This is a genomic window from Flavobacterium eburneipallidum (genome assembly GCF_027111355.2).
Lineage (GTDB): Bacteria > Bacteroidota > Bacteroidia > Flavobacteriales > Flavobacteriaceae > Flavobacterium > Flavobacterium eburneipallidum.
This window is the reverse complement of sequence record NZ_CP114291.2, coordinates 2,356,244-2,377,661: the sequence shown is the minus strand read 5'-3', so window position 1 is coordinate 2,377,661 and position 21,418 is coordinate 2,356,244. Positions and strand designations below refer to the sequence as shown.

Below are 21,418 nucleotides of genomic sequence, written 5' to 3'. Positions count from 1 at the left end.
AATTTTATTTGTTAGAAATAGATGGAAATTGCAATTGAATAGCACTTTGATTATAAGCATTGGTAGCTTCGGCATTTTGCTTTTTGATGTCGATAGCCTGATTCAAAAAACTGATGTAATACCAATAACTCATATCACCATTGGCATAACTTTTTTGAGCCGTTGCAATTATTTGTTCTGCATATAGCAAACCTTCCTTTTGATAATAATCTAATGCTTTTTGTTGCTTTTCGAAATCATTTTTCAATTCCTGCATTTGTAATTTCAAAGTCAATTTATTTTTGTCTAATTCTAATTGGGATTGCGAAATACTGATAGCAGATGCTTTAGCTTTAGCTGAATTTACCCCACCAAATAAAGGAATTTGTAAACCCGCAGTAAACCCTTGAAAATAAGATTTGGTATCAATGGTTTGTCCAAAATAACCTAATCCTAATTTTGGTGTTCGCAATGCTTTAAAAGTATTGGCTTCTTTTTGATACACCGAAATTTGCTGTGTATAATAATCGGTTACCAACGTTTCTACTTTGGATTGGTTTTCATTTGGTTGAAATGAATATTGCATTGGCGTTGTACTATCCGGTACAATATTCTCTTCCGTTTGAATAAAAAATTGTAATTGTTTTTGGTAAATTGCCAAATCAAATTCGAGTTGCGCTTGCTGTGTTTCTATTTCTTTTGACTTTGCTTTGGCACTGATTACTTCAATTTTTCCGCTTTCGCCTGTTTCAAAACGTAGTTCTGCATTCTTTAAGAATTTGGAATAAATTTCCAATAAATCTGCATTTAGTTTTTGTACAGAAACACCATATAAATATTGATAGTAGGCGATTGTTACTGCTTTTTCGATTTCATATTCGGATAATGCTTTTCGTTTTTCAGCTAGTTTCACCAATTCTTCCTGTAATTGACGATTGGCTTTTGTAATTCTTCCAATTGGAAAATACTGCTGTATCGAAACATTGCTATCATAATATTTACTATTGAATTGCCCACCCTGATATTGCACTTGCAAAGGATCTGCTTGAAATGCTGTCTTTTTCAGAACCGTTTGTTTCTCAATTTCCTTATCAGCAATCTTTAAATCAATATTATTGGTTTTTGCAATTTCGATAGCTTTTTGTAATGAAATAGGCTGGCTATTTTGAGCAAAAGAAAAACTACTTATCAATAAAACTATTAGGGTAACGATTGGTGTTTTTATTTTTCTTCTTGCTTTAATTCCTTTTTCAAACAATAAATAAAGTATTGGTAAAACAATCAACGTCAATAATGTAGCCGATAATAATCCTCCAATAACAACTGTTGCCAATGGTTTTTGTACTTCAGCTCCACCACTGGTGGATAATGCCATTGGCATAAATCCTAAAGACGCTACAGCAGCTGTCATTAAAACAGGGCGTAAACGCGTTTTTGTACCCATTAAAACTCTTTGTAATGGATCGGTTATTCCTTCAGATTTCAATTGATTGAAATAAGAAATCAATACAATTCCGTTTAACACTGCGATTCCGAAAAGGGCTATAAATCCAATTCCTGCCGAAATACTGAAAGGCATTCCCCTCATCCATAGTGCGAAAACACCTCCAATGGCTGATAATGGAATAGCTGTAAATATTAGCAAAGATTGTTTCATACTATTGAAAGTAAAATATAGCAGCACCATTATTAATGCTAATGCAATAGGTAAGGCAACCGAAAGTCTTTTAGTAGCTTCAATCAAGTTTTCGAATTGTCCTCCATAAGTAACATAATAACCTGGGGGAAGTTTGAAATCTTTATCAAGTTTAGCCTGAATTTCTTCGACAACGCTTTTTATATCTCGACCACGAACGTTTAATCCAACAGTAATTCTACGTTTACCATTCTCACGAGAAACCTGAACAGGGCCTTGCTCATAAGAAACCGTTGCTACTTGTGATAGTGGTACTTGTTGTCCGTTTGGTAAAGGAATAAATAGATTGCTCACATCAGTAATATCTGTTCGGCTAGCTGCATCCATTCTTACCACTACATCAAATCGTTTGCTTTCTTCATAGATTTTACCTGCGCTTTCTCCTGCAAATGAGGAACGGATGATTTGGTTGATATCGGTAATATTCAAACCATATAATGCAATTTTATTGTAATCGTATTTTACAGTAATTTGCGGTAAGCCTGTTACTTTATCTGCTTTTAAATCGCCAATACCTTCAATATTATTGACTTTAGCAATCAATTCTTTGGCTTTAGTATCTAAAATTTCTAAATCATCACCAAAAATTTTAATGGCTATATCACTTCGGCTTCCGGTCATTAACTCGTTGAATCGCATTTGAATTGGTTGTGAAACTTCAATATTAGCACCCGGAATGGCTTCCATTTCTTCTTTCATTGCATTGGCTAAATCTTCCCAATTGTCGTAATCACCTGTCCATTCACTTTTGTCTTTAAGTACAATAATCATATCCCCACTTTCTATAGGCATTGGATCCGTTGGAATTTCACCACTACCAATTTTGGTTACTATTGTTTTAATTTCGGGAAATTTAGCTTTTAGAATTTTTTCATATTCTGTGGTTGTTTTTACCATTTGCGAAAGCGAACTTCCTGTCATAATTGTAGCATTTAAGGCTAAATCTCCTTCTTCAATTGTTGGAATGAATTCTCCACCCATATTTTGAAAAATTACTAGTGCCAATACAAATAGACCTAATGAAATAGCCAAAACTGCTTTTTTGAAACGCAATGCTTTTTCTAAAAACGGGGTATATATTCCCTCGAACCAAGCCATCATTCTATCACTAAAATTGGTTTTGTGTTCTGTATTTTTGGATAAGAACATTGCGCTCATCATTGGTACATAGGTTAAAGACATAACAAATGCACCTATTACTGCAAATCCTACTGTCATTGCCATTGGTCGGAACATTTTACCTTCTGTGCCAACTAATGCCAGGATTGGTAAATACACTATTAGGATAATTATTTCGCCAAAAGCGGCACTGTTTCTAATTTTGGAAGCCGATTGATATACCTCTTCATCCATTTCAGATTGGGTTAAATCTTTTTTTCTTTTGAGTTTTTGCAAATGATGCATTGTTGCTTCGACAATTATAACCGCACCATCGACAATAATTCCAAAATCGATTGCTCCTAAACTCATTAGATTTCCGCTTACTCCAAAGGTATTCATCAAAATCACAGCGAAAAGCATTGATAATGGAATTACAGATGCTACAATTAGTCCTGCACGAAGATTTCCAAGAAATAAGATCAATACAAATATTACTATTAATGCACCTTCCAATAGGTTTTTAGTAACAGTTCCTATGGCACTATCTACTAATTTTCCTCTATCAATAAAAGCTTCAGCAACCACTCCCTCTGGAAGAGTTTTGTTAATCTGATCCATTTTTTCTTTTACTCTATTGACAACTGCACTTGAATTTTCTCCTTTTAGCATAAGAGCCATTCCACATACAATTTCTCCTTTTCCGTCTTTAGTAGATGCCCCATAACGCAGTGCTACACCTTCTCGAACTTCGGCTACATTTCGAACTAAAATAGGTGCTCCGTTTTTATTTGCAACCACTATGTTTTCTAAATCTTTGATGCCTGTAGCCATACCGACACCACGAATGAAATAAGAGTATTGGTCTTTTTCAATATAAGCACCACCTGTATTTTGATTGTTTTTTTCGAGTGCCTCAAAAATATCGGTAATGGTTATTCCTAAACTATTTAGTTTATTCGGATTAATAGCCACTTCGTATTGTTTTAATTTTCCTCCCCAAGTACTGACTTCGGCAACACCTTCAACACCCTGTAATTGTGGAGTGATAATCCAATCTTGAATAGTTCGTAATTTTACGGCATCGTATTTATCTTCATAGCCTTTTTTAGCATATACATCGTATTGGTATATTTCTCCTAGACCTGTAGAAATAGGTCCTAATTCTGGAGAGCCTGCATATTTAGGAATGTTTTCTTCGGCTTGCTTTAAGCGCTGAAAAATTTGCTCTCTTGCCCAAAAAATATCTACATCGTCTTTAAAGACAACAGTTACCACAGACAATCCGAAACGAGAGATACTTCTCAATTCGATTACTTTTGGAATAGTTTTTACAGCCTGTTCGAGTGGATAGGTAATTAATTGTTCTACTTCCTGACTTGCCAATGTTGGTGCAGTAGTAATAATTTGCACTTGATTATTAGTAACATCTGGCAAGGCATCTAGCGGTAAATTTTTAATAGAATAGCTTCCCCAAGCTATAAGTACAAGGGTAAATAAGAGTATAATGAACTTGTTCTTTATACTAAATTGTATGATTTTGTCTAACATTGAAAATATATAATGAATTAGAAATGAGCAAATAGAATATTTGCCATTATTTGTGAAAAAGTCACAATTTTCTAACCCGAAATTACTCGGGCATCATTATGCTATTTGAGGTGGTTGCCAAATACTTCCGAAGAAATTGGAAGCAAAAACGTATTTGTATGTAGGTAATTGTGTTTTAATACCATTGGATGGTATTGGAAAGTCAATAATTACAAATTCTGAAAAACTTGTAATTTGTGAACCGCAACAATTGCAAATGCAAAATGGGGAACATAAATCTTTTTGATTATCGTGAGAATGATTATCGTGGCTTGAAGCGAATTCGGTTTTACCATATACAGAACGATCCACTTTCATATCTGCACAAGGCATACTTGAAAGTATTAGGAAAATGATTGATAATATGATGTTTACAAATTTCACTGGTGTAAAAGTAGTAATTTTTATTTTATTGTTAATAATTATTTGAGATGAAAATTAAAATAGTGCATAATTCTTGCCACTATTCCTAGAATCAAGATTGAACAAACTAATGTTATCAATATAATACGAATCACAGCGTATGCTGTAATTGGTTTTTTCTTTGCAATCTTTTTCTTTTTTATTCTTTGTGGTTTTGGCATTCAATAATTTATTTATTTAACAAATGTAAAAATAGTATGCTTTAAAACACTTCGAAATTGTTATTTTCCAGTACAGAAGGCATTCAGTAAATAATTACTAAATAAAATTTATTATAATTTGCTTAATTTCAATTTGGAATTTTTAAATTATATTTTCGTTGTTTATACAGATAGGAGGCAGTAATTACGTGAGCCAATGCGTCTTTAGCTAATTCTTTGTCTAAAGAAACTGGAGTTAAAACGGTGTCATTTTCAATTTTAAATTGCAAGGGTTCTTTATAAGGTTGCATTATGATTACCTGATTATCAACTCTAAAAGCATTTACATCGTGAAATTGCATTATAGCACGTCCTTTTGTACTTTCTGGCAACAAAAATAAATTTCTTCCAGGCATAGGTGTAATTACATTCATTCCAATTTTACTTAAAACAGTAGGTTGAATATCAATTTGACTACACAATTTAGTGTATTTCTCTCCTTTAGGAAAATTTGGACCAATGATTAATGCAGGAATATGAAACTTATGTATTGGAACTAAATGCTTTCCATAGGTTCTGGTGTTATGATCTGCTATGACGATAAAAATGGTGTTTTTATAATAAGCTTCCTTTTTGGCCATTTCAAAAAACTTTCCAATGGAATAATCGGCATATTTCATTGCATTATTTACAGTATTCTTTTGCTTGTCATATAATTTGATTCTTCCTTCGGGATATTCAAAAGGTTCGTGATTTGAAGAAGAAAAAATCAATGAGACGAAAGGCTTCTCTTTTAAAGAAGTAAAATAGGTATTGGCTTTTTTCATCACATCTTCGTCTGACCAACCCCAAGTAGAATGATAAGCACTTTCTTTTGAAACAAAATTTCCTTCATCAATTATTGTATCAAAACCATTGCCGTTAAAAAATGATCCCATATTATCAAAATTAGCCATTCCTCCATATATAAAACTGGTATCATATCCTTTTGTTTTCAGTAAGCTGGCAATAGTATAAAAATCAGTTTGAGAATTGTTTAATTTTACTACGCTTTCTGATGGAGAAGGTAAAAATCCCGTTACAACAGCTTCGATTCCACGTACACTTCGTGTTCCGGTGCAAAACAAATTAGTAAACAACAAACCTTCTTTAGTCAGTTTATCAAATTCAGGTGTTAATGGCAACCCTCCAAGACTACCAACATATTCAGCACCTAAACTTTCTTCAAGTATAATCACTATATTGTATGGTTTATCAACCAAACTATCCGAATATACCTGATGAAGTAACGGCAATTCTTTATTGATAAAATCACTTTCAGCAACATTCATATATTTTTTCACTCTAGAAATCGCTTCAATAGGATTCATTTTTCCATACATCTTATCTGAATTTCCTTCATTCTTCATAGAATAAACTGCAAAACCTACAGTGTAAAATGAATTTAAGCCTAAACAATTTGTTAATTGGTCTGTAGAAAATACAGCATTACTCGCATTTATAGGACGTTTTGAAGTGAGACTGGAACGAGCCCCAAAGAACAAAAGAAAGGCAATAACAGGAAATAAAATCAATTTAGTCTTATAAACAGAAGTTTCTATTCCGAAAAGATTTTTTCTAAATTTTATTAGGATATAAACAAAAGCAGTAATAAATATAAATGTTGCAATAATTGACACTAGATAGCCTTTGTACAGTAGCTGAATTACTTCTTTAGGATAAATTAAATATTCTATGAATAATTGATTGGGTCTCGTGTCATATTGTCCAATAAAATTCGGAGTGGCTAGTTCCAAAAACAAAATTAGAACCAAGAATAAAATAAAATAAAAATTTAAAAAAGGACTTATTTTTTTTAAAAAAGAATCTGGAAGCAAACATATTAATATCGCAGGAAGAAATATAATATAACTTAATAAAATTAAATCCATTCTCATACCAATTGGAAAAAGATACCAAAAGTCTTCTGTTTCGATTACTCTTTCTCTAAATAAAAAAAACAAAAAAAATCTTGATAATGTAGTGATTAATAAACCTAGAATTAAAAAGTTTAAAATGGGTTTCAGAAAGAATGCCTTTTTATAAGTCTTCATATATGATGTGGTTTTAAGACCTTAATACTATAAGATCGTTTTATATTTTGTTAGTCAAAAACAGTTTTATTATTTTGACGGATTCAATCTTTTATTAAATTATTCCATAGAATGGTGATAATTAAAAAGACCTTACAAATCCTACTCCTAATTGTTTGCCATTGTAAAAAGGAGCCATAATTGATGTTGTGTTTTTCTCTTTAGATTTGAATATTTTTTCTTGCATCCAAGGATTTATCCAATAGGCAACTTTTGTACTTAAAATTCCTATTCCAGCACCTGCAGCAACATCAGTTAGCCAATGTTTGTCGTTGTAAATTCGGAATGCTCCTGTACCAACAGCTACGATATATCCAGAAATGCCATACCAAACAGAAACATCTTTGTACTCTTGCCAAAGAAATTCTGCTCCAGCAAAAGCAGTTGCTGTATGTCCTGAAGGAAAAGAATTATTTGCAGAACCGTCAGGTCGTTCTACTTTTGTTATGGATTTTAAACTTAAAACTGTAGCCGACATTAGCAAATAGGAAGTTCCTAAAATGATAGTTCTGTCTTTAAAGTTATGTTTGCCTTTTATTCCCATAGCATTAAGACCATAAACAGAAACAGCGGGTAGGTATTGTGAAAAATCATCAATTGTTATTTTCTCGTCGATATTTTCGTTTACCTCTTCCTTTATTTCAGTGTTGAATAATTTCAAGCCATCACTTTCAAGACCTATAACACCATAGCCAATTAGAACTGTTGGAATAATTAATTGTTTAAATTTAAATTCGTGAGTGTTGTCTTTTTTCTGAACACTATCTGTAAAGACTTCCTGTGCATTCAATGTAGAGATACTTAAAAGTAAAAATAAAAGGGTCTTAAACATTTTAATAATTTAGGGGGGTTAGTTTTATGATATATCATTATGAAAAAATGGATTAATATAAATGGACTAGTATGATTATTAACTTTCTAATTTTTTTTTCATTTCTGTTATAATATCATTTTGGGAAAACTTGTTTTTATCCATTCCAATATTTTTTTCTCCGTATGGTTCATATTTGTATTTAAAATCCCCACTGAATAAACCAATAGTTGTTGTATTTGAAGAAGCGGATAAGTGCATAATTCCACTATCAGCTCCAATAAAAATATCTGTGTTAGCTATTATTGAAGCTATTTCACGTATATTTTTACTATAGTATGTTTTTGTTTTAAAATCAATTTGAGATACATTTTCAATAGGTAGTATTTCAATAATATTATAATTTGAGAAATTGCTTTTTAAATGATTATAATAAGTATCCCACCATTCTTTAGATAACATTTTGTTACCAGTTGCATAAGTAAAAATTGAAATTGTTTTTTTATTATTTTTGAAAATTCTAATTAACTCTCGATTTCCGTTTTCAATTTCTTTTTCATCAAGTTTTAAATCTAATGAATAAAATTTTCCATCTTGAAACGATGTATTAGTCAAGAAACTTCTTATCAACACAATGGGTTTTATTGCCATATGCTTAAATATTTCAGAATGTGAATCTGATTTTTCAGACCATTTTTTATCATTTCCAATAATTTTATATTTGGAATTTACGAGGCTTGACGCTAATCTTCCTGACGACGAAAACTCATCAATATTAAGAACCAAGTCATATTTTTTAAATAATAATTTTGTCCAAATTAAAAAGTAATAAAAGAGATTATTGAAAGGTTTTTTAGGTAGTTTTATGTGCTTATTTATAGAATCATAATTTTTAAAGATGATTTCAGATAAATTTCCTTTTACGAATAAATCAATAGAGGGATTTGTAAAAATATCTTCTAATTCTTTTACAACAGGTGTTAATAAAAGTAAGTTTCCTAATCTATGATTTGGTCTTACTATTAGAATCTTAATATTTCTATTGTTAAACTTACCAGCATCTATTTTTTCATTACTAGATTTTCCAATGTTTGAAGTAAGATAACGAGTAAGCTTCCTTCTAATAAAGTTTATTTTGCTGGATACTTTCATTAAATATTATTTTAATAGTTTATGACTGAAAAAGGTTGGAAAAACATCTATTTGAGAACGCTGTTTTTTAATTTTTTGATTTAGATATTCCAGAAGATTGAAGGTGAATGAAGGAATATGATAATTACCACATCAATTTCATCATTTCCAGTACTACGGGCACAATGATTTGCAACTATTATGAAAACAGTATACATCAACCAAGTTTTTATTAGGATATTTAAAAATAAATAAGCACTCACGCCAAATGATGTGAGTGCTTTAATATGAAAGAATTAACTAACTGATAATAATTTACCGTTTTCATCAAAAAACAAATCTTTTCCTTGAATTTCAGCCTCGTAAGTAATGATACCCTTTTCTGAAATTATCTTTGCCGCTTCTTTTACTTTTTGATCTTTATAGTTTTTACCTATGTAATTAAGAATTGATTTCGGTAATTGTGCAACGGTAATTTCAACTTCTGTTTCGATGATTTTACCATTCGCACTAAATAAGACTGAATTTTCGATCTTATTATTTTCAAAACTGGCTTCATAATTGTTTTCCTCTTTATCCCATTTGATATTTTTTGCATTGGGATATTTTGACAATAGAGATTTAGATACAATCTCTGGTACTTTTGTAACTTTTACTTTTTGAGCAAAAGCGATTGTAGATAACACTAATGCTATTAAAATAATTACTGATTTTCTCATTGCTATTTATTTTTGAATTAATAATAGCCAAAGTTGTAAACCAATTTTGTAGAAATATTGAATTTTGAAATCAGTAGTGCTTTTTAACTTATTTTTTTGAGATTAATTTTTATCAATCAAGCTTACTTTTTCTAACTCATTGTTTTTCTTAATTGCAAAGATTATCAATAGCATTAGAATTGTAAAAAGGATTAAGGATGAACCAATAGTTCCAAAATTTAAACCTCCTTTTTCGATTGGTTTAGTAAGTAAATCTCCAAAAGTTGCTCCAAATGGTCTAGTTAAAACAAATGCAAACCAGAACAATACTATTGATGAAACTTTAAGAAAATAGTGTGCTAAAATTATAAGTAGTAGCAAACTGCCTATTAATGTAGCACCACCAAGAAATCCAAGTCCAGAATTATCTGCTAAAAAGTCTCCTAAAGCTGTACCTAATGTATTAGAAATCAATATTGCTATCCAGTAAAATGTCTCTCCTCTAAATGTATGAATATCATCTACAGAAACTGATTTTTCTGTTCTTTTCCATAGTATAAATGTTATCGCTAATAGTATAACTAGAATTAATGATCCTACGGCATATCCTAATCCCAATGTTCGATCCATAAAATCCGACATTGTAGTTCCAGCTGTGCTTGTTGCAAGGATTACAAACCAATACAGTAGAGGCTTATATTTAGTTGCATACAATTGCATTTGAAGTGTAATGATAAAAAAAACTATTAAAATTAATGAACTTATTGCGTAACCTATATTAAGTGTCATTGAAAATAAATCTCCTGCTGTTTCTCCAAGAGTAGTTGCGCAAATTTTCATTATCCAAAATGCTATGGTGATTTCTGGTAATTTTTTCATTGGACTTGATTTAAAAATTAAAATTTATAATTATATCCTAATCTAATCACTTGTGTTTCATAATAATCGACACTAGTGTAACTAAAATTTTGCCCTTGAATTTCTTTTTTAATTACCAGAGTGTTTAGAATGTCTGTTGCATTAAGAAAGAATTCTCCTTTGCCATTTTGGACTGATTTTTTTAACCCTAAATCAATTGAAAATCGCGATTTTATTTTGCCTTGCGGAATAATATCTGGGGCTAAATATATTGCCGTTATTTGAGCATCTATTTTTTTGGGCAAGTGCAGCGTATTATTCCACTTTATGTTTCCTGATAAAACCTCTTGTTTTGCTGCTGAAAAGGTATTGGGTTGTGGATATAAATTTTGCACCGTAAACGCACCAATTTGATTGTAATAGGCATTTAGGTTAAGATTGGAGGAATACCATTTTGTGAAATCTTGGGAAAGAACCATTTCTATACCTGTATTAGAACTTTTATCCACGTTTTGAAATATGGCATAAATTAGATTACTATTGGGTACGGTAGATGCTATTCTTGTAATCGTTGCATTAGCAAATCGATGGTATAAAGCCGAATATAAATATCCTTTTGTTAAATTTCTTTTGAAACCTAATTCTACTAAATTGGTAAATTGTGGTCGCAGTGCAGGATTTCCCACTTTGATAATTTCGGCATCGTCATATTTTGGAAATATTCGAATATCAACTTCATTTGGTCTGTCAATTCTGCGGTTGTAAAACAACGATAGTTTGTTGTTATCATTGATTTTATAGGCAAAGCGAAAATTTGGAAACGGTTCTAAATAGAAATAGCCATCAGTTTTATAGGTTGGATGGTTTGGATTTACTTCGTATTCTAAATCTAAATACTCTAAACGTAATCCAATTTCTGCTTCGATTTTATTAGTCTCATAAATGTAGTTTCCATAAACTGCAGGAATAATTTCTTCATAAGTTGCTTCGCCTCCTGCGCTTGCATCTAAAGGCGAATTTGTTCCAGGAAAGAATTGCATATTGGTTGGAATAATTCGGTTTCTAAATTTAAACCCTGTTTCAATTCGACCGTATTTTAAAGGCTTCACATAATCAATATTAAAATCTACTACACTTTCGTCTGACAACAATTTGAAAGCATCTTTACTGGTTGAAGTAGGTAGAATATTATCGAAAAAATATTTTTCATCTTCTCTATGAAAAGTATAATTGAAACCTATATTCAATAAATGTCCAGCTTGTTTGAATTTATGTTGATACGATGCTGTTCCCATATATGTTGTCTTTAATTCATCTTCCAAAAATGTCCAAAGTCGCAATCGCTCGGAATAGTCCGCATTAAAAAAGGGCTGGTCGCCGTTATCAATAATTTTTTCTGAACCAAACAAACCCGAAACAGTAAGTGTATTATGGTCATTGATGTTCCAATCAATTCCCGATTTGATAGTTGTGAAATGTGTATTTCGGTTTCTTTTTAATTGTTGGTTAATAATTGTTGCGTCATTGTATGTCCGCGTCACAAATTCATTTTTATTTAGCGTTTCGGTATATAAATAATCGCCTTGAAAGAATGCATTGATTTTATTTTTACGGTAGTTAAGTGATAGTGTAGGATTAACTTTTGGAGTTAGTGAGTATTGAGGTCTTATTGCAGGTAAATTTTCTTTTCGTTCCCATAAAGCACCTAATCCAGAAGTAAAACCGACTTTACCGTTAAAGCCTTCTTTTTTGTTTTTCTTGTAAATGATATTGATAATTCCCGCGTTACCATTTGCATCGTATTTGGCTGACGGATTATTAATGATTTCGATTTTATCGATTGCTGAAGCTGGAATATTATCTAACCCTGATTGGTTTCCGAAGCCTGTCAAAGCCGTTTGCTTACCATCAATTAATACGGTAACTTTATCGTTACCTCTAATTTGTACTTTGCCATCTTGCACTGTAACACCCGGTAAATTTTGCATTGATTGCAGCACTGAACCACCACTTTGACTAATATTATCAGCCATAGAAAATGTTTTTTTATCCATTTTCTCTCCAATAGTATTTTGCTCGGAAACTACTACTACTTCTTGTAAAGTTGTGGTATCTTCCTCTAATTCTGCAGTGCCTTGATCTAAAAATTCGGAAAGTGAACCCACATAAACCAATTGAGTTTTGGTTTTGTAACCAATGAATGAAAATTCTAAAACGTAATTTCCTGATTTTATGTTAGCAATTGAAAATCTTCCTTCTTCATTGGTTATTGTGCCAGCAACTATAGAAGCATCTTTTGAAGTTTTTAAAACTACATTAACGAAAGGTAAAGCTGCTTTGGTAATTTTGTCTTTTGTACTGCCCGATACCGTTACCACTTTTTCTTGGGCTACTAAATTTGCTATTGATAGCAATAGAAATGAGACTAAAAGAATGATTTTAATTCGCATTTATCTTATTGTTTTAATTTTATTAGACAAAAGTAAAAATGCAATTTGAAGGAATGTTGAATTTTAAAAAACTATTTCAAAAGTGTGTATTCGGTTTATAAAATGGTAGTTAATAGTCCAATGATTTGCATCTACAATTTTTTTGATAATTGATAATCCTAATCCATTTCCTTTAGAACTTGGATTGGATTTAGAAAAACGCTCGAACATTTTTTCTGTCTGTAATGGTAAAAGTGAACCTGAATTTGAGAAAGTTAGTCGCTCATTAGTCAGTTTAATATTAATTAGACCATTTAATGTATTGTGATTTATGGAGTTTAAAAACAGGTTACTAATTAGTATTTCTGCCAAAATATGATTTGAATTGATTGTGACTTCATCTACTAATGTGGTTGTAATGATTATTTTTTTTGAAAGAGCTTGTTCACTAAAAAAATCTAATTGGCTGTTTATTGTATTGTTTAAGCTAATTTTCTCGATTTCATTATAGGAATTGCTATCTATTTTTGACAATACTAACAAGTTTTTATTGAGTTTAACTAGTCTGGAAGTAGTGCTATTTAAATCATCAATTAATTTAAATTGTTCAGCGTTTAGGTCTTTTCGTTGTAAAATATTTTCTAATTTTCCTTTAAAAATAGCAATTGGCGTTTGTAATTCGTGGGCAGCATTTTCTATAAACTCTCTTTGACTTTGATAGATACTGCTGTTTTTATGGATTAAGCTATCAATAGCGTTATTCAATCTGTTGAATTCTTCAGTAGTAGTTTTGATTAATTTTACAGATGTCGATTTGTCAATTTCAAATTTTTCCATTTTATCTAATGCTGTATAAAATGGTTGCCATAGTTTTTTTGAAATTATTTTGGTAATGATAAAAAAACCGACAATCAGTAACAATAATAAGGAAATGAAAAGGATTACTGTACTTCCGATTAGATTTTCCTTTTCAACCATATTTATTTTAGCAGAAAAAGTAAACCATTTATCTTCAATTTTTACTGGTGAATTTAGTACTCTAAATGGTTCATTTTCTTTATTAAGAGCGTCATAATAACTATGATCGAACAAACTGTCTTTCTTTATGCCGTTGAGCTTTTCAATGTTTACATCACGATTGAACTTGTTCCAGATTGCTATATCCTTTACCGTTAAATTGTCTTTTGTAAATTTATCGAACTGATTTTTTATTGCGTATAAATCTTCGTTAGCATCGTCTTCATATATAATTTTAGACACAAAATAAAATACAGGACCAACTGTGATTAGTATAACTAATGCGTAGATGAAATAATAATTAAGTGTTTTTTGAAGTAGTTTTTTATTCATCTCCCCATTTATAACCCGTTCCATAAATTGATTTTAGATAATCTGTAGCACCCATTTCTTTCAGTTTTTTTTTCATATTTTTTATATGAGCATATACAAAATCATAATTGTCTAACATATCAGCCATATCTCCTGATAAATGCTCTGCAATTGCACTTTTGGACAATACTTTATTTTTATTACCTACCAAAAATAGTAATAAATCCATTTCCTTTTTTGTGAATTCAATTTTGTTACCTCTAATTTTAATCGATTTGTTTATTGTATCAATCTCAATTTCATTAAAAGAAATTACATTATTTCCATTAAATTGTTTGCGTCTGATTAATGCTTGGATTCGAACAAGTAGTTCAGAAAGATGAAATGGTTTTGTTAAATAATCATCGGCACCAAGTGTTAGCCCTTCAATTTTAGTTTCAAGAGTGTCTTTGGCAGAAATTATGATAACGCCTTCTGTTTTATTTTGTTTTTTAAGTAATTCTAAAATTTTAAATCCATCCCCATCTGTCAACATTAAATCCAATAGGATACAATCATACGAATATAAGTCGATTTTTTCGATTGCTACTTTTAGAGAATTTGCTGACTCACAAATAAAATCATTTCTACTCAAGTAAATTTTAATACTCGTAGCAATATCAATTTCGTCTTCTATTATTAAAATTTTCATATTGCAAATTAACAACTGAAATTTTGAATATAAATTGAATTTTGTTGATAATTCAAAATAATACCAATACAAAATCGTACTTTCCAAAAACGATAACATTTATTATAACAGAATTTACTTGGATTAAAGTTGATGTTCCGGCAACTTATTCTCAACAATTAAGAAACAGGCAGTATGATGGATTTATCGATGTTGTACAACCTGTTTTGAAAAAAAACAATTTAGGTTAGGAAAATGCTTTATTGAATGTAGTTTGTAGATTGGAATGTTGGAGCTTTTAATGAAACTGGAGGAAATATTGGAGAAGATCTCTGGAGCTTAATGTATGCAATTAGTTTTAGATCAACATCTCAAACGGTCATTCGATTTAATTACCGTTATCAAAAACAACGAGATGTTTTTGGTTATCCGCCTGCAATAACAGACGGAATGAGTTTGGGGATTTCTTCTTAATTTTTAGAAATTAGTATTTTTTTTCATTGAAATAATCTAACATTAAGAATTTGATGTTAATTGTTTTTGCTCTTGATTAATTGATTTCATTGAAAATTTATCTCTCAAAATCTGCATATCCTCGCTTACTTTTTTATCCAAAACCTTTGCATAGTGTTGGGTAGTTCTCAAATTTTTATGCCCCAGCATTTTGCTTACACTTTCAATCGGAACGCCATTTGTAAGCGTTACAGTGGTTGCAAAAGTATGTCGGGCAATGTGGAAGGTTAATTCTTTTTCAATCTCGCAAACGCCCGCTATTTCTTTTAGATAAGCATTCATTTTTTGATTAGTAAGAATTGGCAAAAGTCTGTCTTCATTATTGCTTTTTGGGTGGTCTGCGTATTTATCAATAATCAATTGAGTAACTGGGAGTATAGGGATTTTAGAAGCGGTTTCGGTTTTTTGTCTGTGGGTAAATATCCATTTCTCACCATCAATACCGATGCTTATATGTGACTTTGTTAAGTTTTTGACATCTATGTATGCCAAACCAGTAAAGCAGCTAAAAAGGAATATATCACGCACCAAAGACAATCTTTCTGTTTTGAAATCTTTGTTGATGATGTTCTGAATTTCTTCTTCAGATAAATAAACCCGTTCTACTTCTTTTACTTTCGATTTGTAATTTGCGAACGGATTTTTGTCAAGCCAGTCATTGGCCAGACAAAGCTTTATTATTTTATTGAAATTCTTGATGTATTTAACCGCTGTGTTATTGGCACAGTTCCGAACGCTTCTTAACCAAAACTCATAATCAGTAACAAAGGCGTGATCTATTTTATTTATCTCAATATCCGAAACTTTGTATTTCCATTGCAGGAATTCAATAGTATGGCTCAAAGATGTTTTGTAACGTTCTAATGTTCCTGGTGCATATTCTTTACCAACCAGTTCTTTGATTTTGTTATTGTGGTCTTGGAAGATTGGGATTAACATTCTTGCTCTTTCGTCAACTCCTAGTATTTTACTTTTGAGTGTTTCGGCTGTTACTGGAATTTTCTTGTGTACTAATTCCATTTGCATATCAATAATTTGAATTCTCAACATATCAAGATGGCTATTTATTGAACGAGCTTCTTCTGAATTGCCTTTCATTTTACCCGCTTCTGTCGACCATTTGGACATTTCTACAAATCGGTTGGAGCTTAATTCAATTCTTTTGCCATTAATGGTAATTCGGGTGTAAATAGGGACTAAACCGTTTACACTGGCTTTGGCTCTCTTTGCGTAAAAGAGAATAGATACTTTTGTTTTCATCGTGGTAACCTTTTAGTTATTATTAAATTTAATTCTAAAAAGACTATATCACAAGATGTTCAGATAGTGAACTACTTCTTGAACTGGTTAATGAACTGGTTCGGAAGCTTTGTAAATAATAGCCTAGAGATAAAAATCGGTTACCCTAATTTCGGATAGTTTAGGGTAACCGATTTTATCCCTTTAGGTTCACGCATTAATGAATAATTTGAAGGTGTTGTAAACGAAAAAACCCTTTAAATCATACGATTTAAAGGGTTTTAATTCAATTTGTATTTCTACTGGCGGAGAAAGAGGGATTCGAACAAAATCGTCACATCCCGCTTATATACTGCATTTCTAATATTTTCTAACTACTGCGCCACGATTTTGCCACGAACTTTTTATGCATTTTTATACATATTGAAAGTTCCAGACCGGCTTAAATCTGTTTAAAATTACGATATAATTCTTTAATAGAATGAAAGACGAAGGTAAGTATTTTTAAGACAAACATGGGCGTAAAATCATTTTGATTTTTGCAAGCGAAAAGTTATCAATTCCAATTCATCTCAAAACTATTTAACAGTTTTAATTACTCATTCAAATATATAATTCAAGTTACTAGTTTAATGATTTACTTAATTTGATAAACACAGGTAAAACATATTGATTTTAAACGGATAACATTACTTAATTCCCTTATTCTTCTGCAAAATAACTTCTAAAAATAATTGATCTATATTGGTTTTGTAGTTTCTTTTTTTAGTAAAATTCAAATGCTTAATACTCCCTAAAGTAGGATTGTTTTCTATTTTGTTCAATAATGCTAAACAGCCGTTGAAAGAACCTTCTAATGAAAAAATGTAGCTTGTAGTTGTAAAACCTTTATCGGTAATAGAATGAGGTTCTTTAAAATCAATGATTTTTAAATGATAGGAATCACCATAAGCAGTAAGTTGCTTCAATAGGTCATTTTGAAAAGATTCTGAAGTTTTAATATTGTAGCGAGACAACATTACATCCAGTTGTTTTTCTTTTTGGCGCAGCTGATTTGCTAATTTTGGAGAGCTGTTGTTTTCAGAAATCATTTCACTTTTAGACTGATATTCTTTGTAATAGCTAATCGTATTTGAAATCGCAAAAGAATAACAAATATACAGTGCTATCAAAAAGCCAAATAATAATCCTTTATTTTTTCTATTTAGCCTCATTTTACTTCAAGATTAATTTAATAGAAAATTCCGTTTCATTGAGGTCATTTTTTCCAAAGTGGGTAATTATGACTTGCTTCATCCATTTTAAACGCTCTAGAGATTCAATCCAATGCGTGAAAGCTGTATTGTTAATTGTTGTTCCAGAAAGAGTAATAGTTTTTACTTGGGTTAAAATTGGTTCTTCTATTTTAATCTTTTTTTCTAATGGATGATAAACCAATTCAGTTAGTAAAATAGACGATGGAATTCTTTTGCTGATTTCGTTAATGACTAATGAACTTTGTGATGCTGTCATGGCGACCACATTATTGACTTTTTGTTCTTTAGCTAAAATACGTTGTTTTGTTTTTATCACTTCTTCAAATGAATATTTACTCAACAAAAGATTTTCTGAAGTTTCAGCAGCTAATTTGAAGTAATGAGAAAACAGTAAAAAATTGACTAGTAAAATCGTAAGCAATATACCAATCATCAGTTTTATTCCTTTTGAAAAAAAACTTTTTTGATTGTATTTCTCATATAGTTGATGACTGTAATTTATTAAGTTTCCAGTATTCTTTGTACCGTTTAATAATAATCTCAATATGCCTGCAAAAGCTAACAAATGGGTGTTTTGCACTTCCAGACCATTTATATTTAAAACAGTATCTGCTATTTTGGTATTGGTTTGAATAATTGGGCTTTCTTCACTTTTACAAATCGTTTGATGATTGGTAAACAATTCCTCTCTATCGGTGTAATTAATTATTTCGGCAATTGAACCAATTCCTAAACTGATTCCTGCAATGGTAATTCCTTGTTTGTTATAATTGAATGTTATTTCTTCAATATAATTTTTTCTACTTATGGCTACAATTGATTTGGTTTTAAACCGCCATGTTTCAAAATAAAATTCTTCCCAATTGTTATTAGGAAATGCTTTGTGTAGTAATTTATCGTCTGAAGCATCTATTCCTTGAACTTCTTTCTGAATAACCTTATTGGTGTTTATAACAAGGAAAAAAGGAAGAGTTTTATCCCATTTTTCCGGAAGTGTTTCTGAATGTGTAAGTCTATCTTTTTTTATAATTATAAGTTCTTCTTTTTTCTTTTCTACCAACAATATTGCCATCTTTTCTTCATTATTTAAAGAAAAGTGCTCAATACCAATGTATTGTTTGCCTAGCAAAAGAGTAGCTAAAGAGGGGAGTGTCATTAGTAAATAACAGTTGGTTTGATTAATACAGTTAATTTTTTCTTCGAATCCTGACGGCTTCTAGAACTAAAGAGCCATTTGATTATAGGAATTCTCGATAATAATGGAACTCCTATACCTGAATCATTTTTAGTAGATTCTTCTAAACCTCCAAGCACAATCAAATCTTGATCTTTTACCCTAATTATTGAGGTAAACTCTCTAGAATTGATACCAGGAGGTGCGTTTTTATCCACTTTTTGACCATTAAAACTTGATTGTATTACTTTAATATCCAAGGTTATTTGGCCATCACCTGAAACTAAAGGCATAATGGTAACCGATAATTCGGCATCAATAGGTTGGTAGTTTTTAATTTCGGAAGTTGTTGGGATTTGAGAACCATAAAAATTTTGATTGGTAACCACATAATAGGTAGTTTCTCCTATGGATAAAAAAGCCTTATGACCATTTAAGGTTGACAATCTAGGGGAAGAACGTATTTTTAAATTCCCGTTGGTTTCCATTGCTTTAAGGCTTATATAAAAATTGGGTACTACCTTTCCAATATTTAAGGATCCAAATCCACTAAATCCATCAATAATATTGTTAATAGTTTGCGCTCCCAGATTCATATCAACAGTTGGGAAAACTGTTCCTGAAGTTGTTACAGGTTTATCTCCAATTCCAGCATTTATTCCTGTTTCTACCGTAGTACTTTTGTTTACTTCTAGGAGCATTACTTCAATCAGGATTACAGGAACCGCTTTGTCGATGTATTTTATAAAAGATTCAAAACGTTCAATATTAGCGGCTGGTCCATTGACCAAAAAGCTATTCAATTCCTTATCAATTTTAATATCCAAATCTTTTTTTATTTCATCTGGAATAATAGTCAGGATGGATTCTGAAGGATTACTATTTCCACTACTATTATTACTCGTATTGTTGAAATTATTTTGTTGTTGGAAATTTGATGTATTTCTACTATCTGACCCGTTAATACTATTGTTGTTAGCGTAATTATTGACATTAGTATTTGTGTTATTCAATCTTCCTGAACTTCTGCCTTCATTTGAGGAATCACCCAACAGTTCAATGGAACGATGCATTAAGGGAATTGATTTTACATTTCGTACTACCAATTGATTTTTAGTTCCAAAATAGTATATGGTTCCGCTTTTCATAAAGGTGTAGCTATCTCCACTAGCTCCTGACTCGGCTGGTGAATCATTATTAAGCTGACGTTGTGCCCCATTATTGGATGGCAATCTGTTTTCCGTTTTTGCTTCTGTTTTAGTTTCAAATATTTTACTCAAAAGCGCATCAAAAGATATGTTTTTGGCTTTTACTGTTGCATTTCCTGCACCTTCCAAAGGACTAGAAATGAACATATCAATATCCAATTCGTGTCCAATATCATAGACAATACTCGAAATAGGTGTATTTTCAAAGTTAACATCCAATATTTTTTTATTGGTATCAATTACTGTAAATTGGGAATTTGATTTTCTACTTTGCGACTTGCCAGAACGAGTAGTTGCATTATTAGAAGAATTGCCTTCTAATACATCAAAAACATAAAAACTGTCTTTAGATTTTGTCACCGTAAGATTATTAGCTAAAGCTAATTTATCTAGGGCTGCATCAAATGGCATGCTTTTAATGTATGCTGTTAAGAGTTTATTTTCCATGCCTGGAGTAAATACCAAATTTTTACCACTCTCATCGGTAATTCTTTTGAAAACATCATATAAAAGATCTTCTTTTAAGTTAAGGGAAAGTAGATTATTGGATACTTCATACTTAACTTCAAATACTTTTTCAATCTTTTTTTCTGCTGGTTTTTGGTAGGATTTAATGGCTATAATGCTGCCTGAAAAATCGATAGTAAGATTGTATTCTTTACATAAAAAAAGTAACAAATCGCCAACATTTACATCAGAAAAATTATTTACAATATTTATTTGAGCCAGATTTGGAGCAACACTAATATTTAGCTTATGCATTTGAGAAATGGCCAATAAAAAAGTGGAAAGTGAAGCTTCTTTTATATTAATATTAATTTTTTCTGATAGACCAGGCGCATCAACACTAATAGCATCAATATTGTTTTTAAGTTGTTGCATCCTATTTTCTTCCAAAGAATTAGTTGAATTTTGGTTGAATGAAGCACGCTTTTTAGTTTCATCAGAAGAAGTATCTTTACTAATACCTGTTTCTTGAGAAAAAGAAATTTGAGAAATAAAGAGCAAAAGAAATAGTATATTTTTTTTCATAAATGAGATAAA

14 protein-coding genes are annotated in these 21,418 nt (G+C 30.9%); all 14 read right to left on the bottom strand.

What is annotated here, in order from left to right; genetic code table 11:
• Nucleotides 1-4: 4 nt before the first annotated feature.
• On the bottom strand, nucleotides 5-4,324 hold the full coding sequence (locus tag OZP15_RS09935) for a CusA/CzcA family heavy metal efflux RND transporter (protein ID WP_281336006.1): 4,320 nt from the start codon (nucleotides 4,322-4,324) through the stop codon (nucleotides 5-7).
• A 96-nt stretch (nucleotides 4,325-4,420) separates the two neighbouring features.
• Nucleotides 4,421-4,747: a DUF6660 family protein gene (locus OZP15_RS09930; protein WP_349293253.1), complete on the bottom strand. Its 327-nt coding sequence runs from the start codon at nucleotides 4,745-4,747 to the stop codon at nucleotides 4,421-4,423.
• A 328-nt stretch (nucleotides 4,748-5,075) separates the two neighbouring features.
• A complete protein-coding gene (locus OZP15_RS09925) occupies nucleotides 5,076-6,722 on the bottom strand; it encodes an LTA synthase family protein (RefSeq protein ID WP_281336005.1) in 1,647 nt (548 codons plus the stop codon).
• A gap of 418 nt (nucleotides 6,723-7,140) precedes the next feature.
• A complete protein-coding gene (locus OZP15_RS09920) occupies nucleotides 7,141-7,890 on the bottom strand; it encodes a phosphatase PAP2 family protein (protein WP_269225308.1) in 750 nt (249 codons plus the stop codon).
• A gap of 78 nt (nucleotides 7,891-7,968) precedes the next feature.
• On the bottom strand, nucleotides 7,969-9,021 hold the full coding sequence (locus OZP15_RS09915; protein WP_281336004.1) for a glycosyltransferase family 9 protein: 1,053 nt from the start codon (nucleotides 9,019-9,021) through the stop codon (nucleotides 7,969-7,971).
• Between the two features lie 275 nt (nucleotides 9,022-9,296).
• On the bottom strand, nucleotides 9,297-9,719 hold the full coding sequence (locus OZP15_RS09910) for a PepSY-like domain-containing protein (RefSeq protein ID WP_269225306.1): 423 nt from the start codon (nucleotides 9,717-9,719) through the stop codon (nucleotides 9,297-9,299).
• Nucleotides 9,720-9,821: 102 nt separating this feature from the next.
• Nucleotides 9,822-10,577 carry a COG4705 family protein gene (locus tag OZP15_RS09905; protein WP_269225305.1) on the bottom strand — a complete coding sequence of 252 codons (756 nt, stop codon included), beginning with the start codon at nucleotides 10,575-10,577 and terminating at the stop codon, nucleotides 9,822-9,824.
• A 17-nt stretch (nucleotides 10,578-10,594) separates the two neighbouring features.
• Nucleotides 10,595-13,006, bottom strand: a complete 2,412-nt coding sequence (locus OZP15_RS09900) for a TonB-dependent receptor (RefSeq protein WP_269225304.1) — start codon at nucleotides 13,004-13,006, stop codon at nucleotides 10,595-10,597.
• Nucleotides 13,007-13,069: 63 nt separating this feature from the next.
• A complete protein-coding gene (locus tag OZP15_RS09895; protein ID WP_281336003.1) occupies nucleotides 13,070-14,359 on the bottom strand; it encodes a sensor histidine kinase in 1,290 nt (429 codons plus the stop codon).
• Nucleotides 14,328-15,005 (bottom strand): response regulator transcription factor, encoded by a 678-nt coding sequence (locus OZP15_RS09890; protein WP_281336002.1) that lies wholly within the window; start codon nucleotides 15,003-15,005, stop codon nucleotides 14,328-14,330. Before OZP15_RS09890 ends, OZP15_RS09895 begins: the two co-directional genes overlap by 32 nt.
• A 495-nt stretch (nucleotides 15,006-15,500) precedes the next feature.
• Nucleotides 15,501-16,757, bottom strand: coding sequence for a site-specific integrase (locus tag OZP15_RS09885; protein ID WP_269225300.1), 1,257 nt, complete (start codon nucleotides 16,755-16,757; stop codon nucleotides 15,501-15,503).
• Nucleotides 16,758-17,425: 668 nt separating this feature from the next.
• A complete protein-coding gene (locus OZP15_RS09880) occupies nucleotides 17,426-17,950 on the bottom strand; it encodes a general secretion pathway protein (RefSeq protein ID WP_281336001.1) in 525 nt (174 codons plus the stop codon).
• A gap of 1 nt (nucleotide 17,951) precedes the next feature.
• The gene (locus tag OZP15_RS09875; RefSeq protein ID WP_281336000.1) at nucleotides 17,952-19,148 is read right to left on the bottom strand and encodes a general secretion pathway protein; all 1,197 of its coding nucleotides are present in this window, start codon (nucleotides 19,146-19,148) and stop codon (nucleotides 17,952-17,954) included.
• Entirely contained in the window at nucleotides 19,148-21,406 is a 2,259-nt protein-coding gene (locus OZP15_RS09870; RefSeq protein ID WP_281335999.1) for a type II secretion system protein GspD, read from the bottom strand. Before OZP15_RS09870 ends, OZP15_RS09875 begins: the two co-directional genes overlap by 1 nt.
• Nucleotides 21,407-21,418 lie beyond the last annotated feature (12 nt).